Below are 5,774 nucleotides of genomic sequence, written 5' to 3'. Positions count from 1 at the left end.
ACAGCGCGCCGGCTAAAATAAAAAACATGGTGCCTGCACATGTCTGGGATATCGCGGCACCCTACGGACTCATACCATCAGACAGAGACCGCCCGGACGCTTCCGGCGAACAACCCCGCCCCAGTGACAAAGCCTGAGTGACGCGGGCCGGGACCGGGGTTTCAGGTGCCTTGTGCGGGGGTTACATAGGTGCGCACGATCCGCGTCGTCTCATCCACGCTCAGAACCGGCGGCACAAGCGTCAGCACAGCGCCCGCCTCATCCAGCAGATAGATGAAACTGCCGTGGGAGTAGATCCAGCCATATTCGGGGTCCTCAAAGAGCGGCTCAATCTCTACAGAAAATGCATCATAAGCCACCTGGAGGCGATCGGCATCTCCGGTCAGTCCGACAAAACCGGGATGAATCTCTTTGAGAGGGGCTGCCATTGTTCCCACCTGGTCCTGGTCAGGTGCGACGGTGATCATCACGGGCGTGACCGCGATACCATCATCGGCAAGTTTATCGACGACCTGCGCCATCAGGGGCAGCGCAGCGGAACATATATTCTGGCAGTTTGCATAGCCGAAAAAGAGTAGTTGCGCGTGGCCTTCGGGGCTTTCCTGCGTGCGGGGCTGACCGTTGTGGTCCGTAAGTTCAAAAGATCCGCCAACGTCAAAGGGCAAAGGCGCCTGCGCTGCACCTGCATGAGGCGTCACCAGCAAGATCCCTGCTGCAATCCACGCCGCCTTCATCAGAAATTTTCCTCGGCATAGGTTTCATCAGCTTCCGGTCCGAGCCCGAGATACCCTTCCCGCCCGATCACCTCGTTTACCCGCGGATCACGCCGGAACCACGGACCTTTGCCTGCCGCTTCTGGGTGACGTTCTGCCCATTTCTTCGTCCAGGTGTTTGCCTTGATCCAGTCCGCGTCACCGGCTTTTATGCGCTGCACAAGGTAGATATTGCTGGCGCCCAGATCTTCGTCCTCGATCAGCAGGCCGTCCACTTCGATGACCTGATTGCAGAACGGCGCGAGCTCTGCAGCAGCACCGGTAAAGGCCGGCTGGCTGTTTTTCATCGGCAGGACCATCACGTTATCGGCTGTGCGCACAAGGCCGAGCTGCCGCATGCCGTCGCCGCAATCCTGCGGGCAATCGCCGGTCAGCTCACAGAGTATATCGACCACAGTGGCTTCGAACCGCGCAGGCGCTTCCGCGTAAAGGTTCCAGGTTTTCGCCTCGGAGCCTTCCGAAAAATCCTGTGCACTCACGGGGCCTGCACAGAGCAGTATCGCCAGAAGGTATCTCATCATTGCGCGGGCTCCGGAAAGGAAAAGGGCGGGACTGTGCCGTAATCTTCATGCGTGGGGTTTACGATATCCATGTCGCTGACGACCTCGGAGACCACCAGATATTTCAGCCCGTCGCGTTCATAGAGCATTCCGTCTGCTGTCACGGTATGGGCTGCAAGGCTCAGTTGCGTGTCACCACCCGCTGACTGCGCGTCCTTTGCGATTTTGAGCACCGTATAGACTGTGCCGTCTTCGGCCAGCAGTCCCACGGGGATCCCGCCTGCGGAACACCAGAGCGCGCAGGTGTGATGCGCCGATCCGACAACCGCATCGGGCCCGCCCATTACGCCCGAATAATAGCACCAGGTGTCGATGATCTCGCCGGTCACCTTAATACGGGTGCCCTCAGCGGCAGCAGCGCTTTGCGCGCTCAGACCGGTTAACAATATCACGGAAATCTTCAGCCAGTTTTGCATAAATGCCCTCCCCCGGGTCGGTAGAAGCCTGGCGACGGGGCTGCACTGCGTCAACTCCGTTGAACTGTGGTGCCGATCACAATTTCCGGAACAACCCGGCCGGTTGCCACGTTGATTAACCAGAACTCTACGTGTCCGGGTACGCCGGATGCGGTGACCGGACAAACGAAAGGAGCAGACAATGAATTTCGATGTGATTAAAGGTAACTGGAATCAGATGCGCGGTGAAGTGCAGTCCGAATGGGGCAAACTGACCGACGATGAAGTCGCTGAGACAGAGGGCGATGCCCGTCAGTTGCTTGGCCTGATTCAGGAGCGCTACGGCCTTGCCAAAGATGAGGCAGAGCGCCAGATGAATGATTTCATCGCGCGGCAGAAAGCGTCCTGATACCGGGTCCCGGTGATAAAGGCGGCTCCCTTCGGGGGGCCGTTTTTTTTGGGGGCCGCTTCAATCCAGGGTAAACAGTTCCTGACGCTCTCTTACACCGCGCAACCGGTACCAGCCCAGCGAAACCAGATCGTCGCGCGTTTCCAGCAGCGGGCGCGCCACGCGGGCAGAGATCACGATGTTCTGATCCACATGCGCGGTCATAGCCGACAAACGTGCCGTGGTGTTGACCGCAGGGCCGATGACCGTGAAATCGAGCCGTGTCCGTCCGCCGATATTGCCATAGAGTACTTCTCCGCTGTGCAGGGCGAGTGTGAACCCGGTTCCGGTCAGACCTTCGGCTGCGCGCCGGTCGCTGACGAGCTTCATCTCGCGGCGCAGAGCGGCTGCGGCCTCAATTGCCGCCCGGTTTGCATCTTTGTTTTTCTGCACGTCAAAAACGGCCAGCATACCGTCGCCCATGAATTTCAGGACGTTCCCACCGTGGTTTTCGATGACATCAACCGTGATGCAGAAATAATCGTTCAACATCTCAACAATGTCTTCTCCGCCGAGTGCCTCAGAAATTTTTGTAAAACCTGACAGGTCGAAATAGCAGATGACGGCGTCGATATGCTGTACTGAGCCACGGATGATGTCACCGGACAGCACCCGTGCGCCAGCATCGCGGCCCAGATATGTGGCCGCAATGTCGGTTGCCATCTGATGGTTGGCGTTAGATTTCAAAGCCAGCAGTAAAGAAGGCAGAAGATCACGTGCCGCCTGAAGGTGTTGTTCTGAGAATCCGTCCGGTCCGTCTCCCGTCAGAGAGATAAGACAGCCTTCGGGGGCGTGGTTCGGATCAATCGCAAGATTATCCCCGGGTGCAAAGAAAAATACCTTGAGCGCGATGTAATCCGTTCCGCCGGACGCGCGAAGCTCGTCGAAGAACGGAAAATCAAGTACCGGATCAGGGTCGGTCAGGCGCTGGCGAATTTCGCTGATATTGTTTTCAGACAGATAATAAAGCGGGCTGCTGACCCATTCCCGACGTGGCGTATAGATATGGTTAAATGTCTGACTTTCGGTGCCGTCATCACGCCGCCAGCGGTGTGCGATGCTTCCGAATTCCGGGTGATGTGCGCGCAGGGTGACATGCACCCGCATCAGTCCGGCACCGAAACCGTTCAGGCCTGTGCAGAATACCTCAAGCAGGTCGCTGAAATGAGCACCTTCAAGACCGAGGTTAAGCAGCCGCGCTGACAATGCGGCCACAGCAGCCTTCAGCGCGTCAGCTTCAGGGTCATTCTCCAGCATCGTTTCCGGTCTCGTGGGATCAGGTGTGGCGTGTCACCCCTGAGCATAACCGATTGTTCGCAATGCGTCGCGGATTTCATCCAGAATGGCCGGATCATCGATCGTCGCGGGCATCTTGAAATCCTGATTGTCGGCGATTTTCACGACTGTAGCGCGCAGGATTTTTCCTGACCGGGTCTTTGGCAGACGGTCCACAACGAGCGCGTTCTTAAATGCGGCGACGGGTCCGATTTTCTCGCGCACAAGCTTCACACATTCGGTTGTGATCTCCTCATGCGGTCGGTTCACACCGGTTGTGAGGCAGACCAGTCCCAGCGGCGCCTGGCCTTTCAGCTCATCCGAAACACCCACGACAGCACATTCCGCCACATCCGGATGGCCCGCAAGAACCTCTTCCATTGCACCCGTGGACAGCCTGTGACCGGCCACGTTGATCACATCGTCTGTGCGCGCCATGATGTAGAGATATCCGTCCTCATCGATCATGCCCGCGTCGCCGGTCTCGTAATACCCCGGGAAGGTCGTCAGATAGCTTTTGCGAAACCGGTCGGTCGCGTTCCACAGCGTTGGCAGCGTGCCGGGCGGCAGCGGCAGCCGCACAGCGATTGCGCCAAGTTCTCCGGCTGCAACCGGGTGGCCGGCTTCGTCGAGAATCTGCACGTCGTAGCCGGGCATCGCAACCGTTGGTGAGCCGATCTTCACCGGCATGGCCTCGCAGCCCGCCGGATTGCCTGCAATGGTCCAGCCCGTCTCCGTCTGCCACCAGTGATCATAGACCGGGACATCGAGAATTTTCTGAGCCCATTCAATGGTGTCGGGGTCGGCGCGCTCGCCAGCCAGATAGAGTGCCCGCAGGCAGGAAAGATCGTACTTTTCGCGTTCCAGCCCTTTGGGGTCTTCTCGTTTTACAGCGCGGATAGCGGTGGGGGCGGTGAAGAAACTGCGCACGTTGTGCTCGGAGATGACCCGCCAGAACGTGCCGGCATCGGGTGTGCCAACCGGTTTACCCTCAAAAACCACCGTAGTATTGCCATGCACCAGCGGACCATAGCAGATGTAACTGTGCCCGACGACCCAGCCCACATCCGAGGCCGCCCAGAACACATCACCCGGATCAACGTCATAGATATTTTTCATTGTCCAGTGCAGCGCCACCAGATGCCCGGCTGTCGGGCGGATCACTCCCTTGGGTGCGCCGGTGGTCCCTGAAGTATAAAGGATATAGGCCGGGTGATTACCTTCGACCGGCACACAGTCCGCCGGCGTGACACCCTCCTGTGCCGCGTGCCAGTCCAGATCACGTCCCTCGATCAGGTCCGCTTTTTCCTGTTCACGCTGCAGAATGATGCAGACATCAGGCTTGTGCGCGGCCTGTTCGATGGCACTGTCGAGCAACGGCTTGTATTTCACAATCCGACCGGGTTCGAGCCCGCAGGAGGCGGCGATAATGGCTTTGGGCGCACAGTCATCAATGCGAACCGCGAGTTCATTGGCGGCAAATCCGCCAAAGACCACCGAGTGCACAGCACCTATGCGGGCACAGGCGAGCATCGCTTCCAGCGCCTCGGGCACCATCGGCATATAGATGATCACCCTGTCACCTTTGCCCACACCCTGCGCCACCAGCGCCCCGGCCAGAGAGGCCACACGTGATTGCAGTTCGCGGTAGGTGATGGTTGATTTCGTGCCGGTGACGGGGCTGTCGTAAATGATCGCCGCCTGGTCGCCGCGGCCGTTTTCGACATGACGGTCTACGGCGTTGCGACAGCCGTTGACCATGCCGTCGGCATACCATTCATACAGATTGTCGCCCTTCTCATGCAGCGCACGCGACGGCTTGAGATCCCAATCGATCGCTTCGGCTGCCTGCATCCAGAAACCTTCGGGGTCATCCAGGCTGGCCTGGTAAATCTCGCGATATGACATGGAACGTCCTCCCCGCTGGTCCGCAACAATGGTTACGCCCGGTTCAGGAGGAGGGCAAGACCCGCAGGCGGACCTGTGAGCGCTAAACCCCCGGAATAAGGAAGCTTGCGGCGTTTCCGGGGTCGTCACGATAACGACCGGAATCGGAATTGCGCAGACGTGTCACGACCCCTTCACAGGCGCCCGGTGTGCGGGTGTCGCAGCCATAGGTGCGCCCGAAGACAATGACATCTCCTGTCGTCCAGGTCCTGTTGTCCTGCTGCCAGGTGCGCGTCAGGGTTGTGAACTCAACACCTTCGACGGTGATGGTGTCACGCTGTTCGTTTATGACGGATGCGCAGGCGCTCAGGGAAAGGGCGGCGGCGAGGGCGACAAAAGGTTTTGTGGCAAGTTTCATGGGTTGTTCCGTTCTGCA

The 5,774-nt window shown here is 58.7% G+C and carries 7 protein-coding genes; 1 reads left to right on the top strand and 6 read right to left on the bottom strand.

What is annotated here, in order from left to right:
- Nucleotides 1-161: 161 nt before the first annotated feature.
- From Q0M35_RS16715 to Q0M35_RS16705, 3 genes are read right to left on the bottom strand one after another with little or no spacing between them, the layout of a single operon-like run.
- Nucleotides 162-734 carry an SCO family protein gene (locus tag Q0M35_RS16715; protein ID WP_295317404.1) on the bottom strand — a complete coding sequence of 191 codons (573 nt, stop codon included), beginning with the start codon at nt 732-734 and terminating at the stop codon, nt 162-164.
- Entirely contained in the window at nt 734-1,294 is a 561-nt protein-coding gene (locus Q0M35_RS16710) for a hypothetical protein (RefSeq protein WP_295317403.1), read from the bottom strand. The genes Q0M35_RS16715 and Q0M35_RS16710 overlap by 1 nt, the downstream gene beginning before the upstream one ends.
- On the bottom strand, nt 1,291-1,749 hold the full coding sequence (locus Q0M35_RS16705; protein ID WP_295317402.1) for a hypothetical protein: 459 nt from the start codon (nt 1,747-1,749) through the stop codon (nt 1,291-1,293). Before Q0M35_RS16705 ends, Q0M35_RS16710 begins: the two co-directional genes overlap by 4 nt.
- 181 nt (nt 1,750-1,930) lie before the next feature.
- Here Q0M35_RS16705 and Q0M35_RS16700 point away from each other — a divergent pair, with 181 nt between their 5' ends.
- Entirely contained in the window at nt 1,931-2,137 is a 207-nt protein-coding gene (locus Q0M35_RS16700) for a CsbD family protein (protein ID WP_295317401.1), read from the top strand.
- Between the two features lie 60 nt (nt 2,138-2,197).
- On the opposite strand, the gene Q0M35_RS16695 is transcribed toward Q0M35_RS16700, so the two are convergent.
- The 3 genes from Q0M35_RS16695 to Q0M35_RS16685 form a co-directional block, all read right to left on the bottom strand.
- The gene (locus Q0M35_RS16695; RefSeq protein ID WP_295317400.1) at nt 2,198-3,433 is read right to left on the bottom strand and encodes an adenylate/guanylate cyclase domain-containing protein; all 1,236 of its coding nucleotides are present in this window, start codon (nt 3,431-3,433) and stop codon (nt 2,198-2,200) included.
- 33 nt (nt 3,434-3,466) lie between these two features.
- On the bottom strand, nt 3,467-5,359 hold the full coding sequence (locus Q0M35_RS16690) for a propionyl-CoA synthetase (protein ID WP_295317399.1): 1,893 nt from the start codon (nt 5,357-5,359) through the stop codon (nt 3,467-3,469).
- Between the two features lie 82 nt (nt 5,360-5,441).
- The gene (locus Q0M35_RS16685) at nt 5,442-5,756 is read right to left on the bottom strand and encodes a hypothetical protein (RefSeq protein ID WP_295317398.1); all 315 of its coding nucleotides are present in this window, start codon (nt 5,754-5,756) and stop codon (nt 5,442-5,444) included.
- Nucleotides 5,757-5,774 lie beyond the last annotated feature (18 nt).

Origin of the sequence: Roseobacter sp. (assembly GCF_024639605.1) — a bacterium.
Taxonomy (GTDB): Bacteria; Pseudomonadota; Alphaproteobacteria; order Rhodobacterales; family Rhodobacteraceae; genus Roseobacter.
The sequence above is the reverse complement of the archived record's forward strand: the minus strand, read 5'-3'. Positions and strand labels throughout refer to the sequence as shown.

Coding starts and splice junctions, on each gene's coding strand:
- Q0M35_RS16685 (WP_295317398.1), bottom strand. CDS start 5,756: ATGAAACTTGCCACAAAACCTTTTGTCGCCCTCGCCGCCGCCCTTTCC.
- Q0M35_RS16695 (WP_295317400.1), bottom strand. CDS start 3,433: ATGCTGGAGAATGACCCTGAAGCTGACGCGCTGAAGGCTGCTGTGGCC.
- Q0M35_RS16715 (WP_295317404.1), bottom strand. CDS start 734: ATGAAGGCGGCGTGGATTGCAGCAGGGATCTTGCTGGTGACGCCTCAT.
- Q0M35_RS16690 (WP_295317399.1), bottom strand. CDS start 5,359: ATGTCATATCGCGAGATTTACCAGGCCAGCCTGGATGACCCCGAAGGT.
- Q0M35_RS16710 (WP_295317403.1), bottom strand. CDS start 1,294: ATGATGAGATACCTTCTGGCGATACTGCTCTGTGCAGGCCCCGTGAGT.
- Q0M35_RS16705 (WP_295317402.1), bottom strand. CDS start 1,749: ATGCAAAACTGGCTGAAGATTTCCGTGATATTGTTAACCGGTCTGAGC.
- Q0M35_RS16700 (WP_295317401.1), top strand. CDS start 1,931: ATGAATTTCGATGTGATTAAAGGTAACTGGAATCAGATGCGCGGTGAA.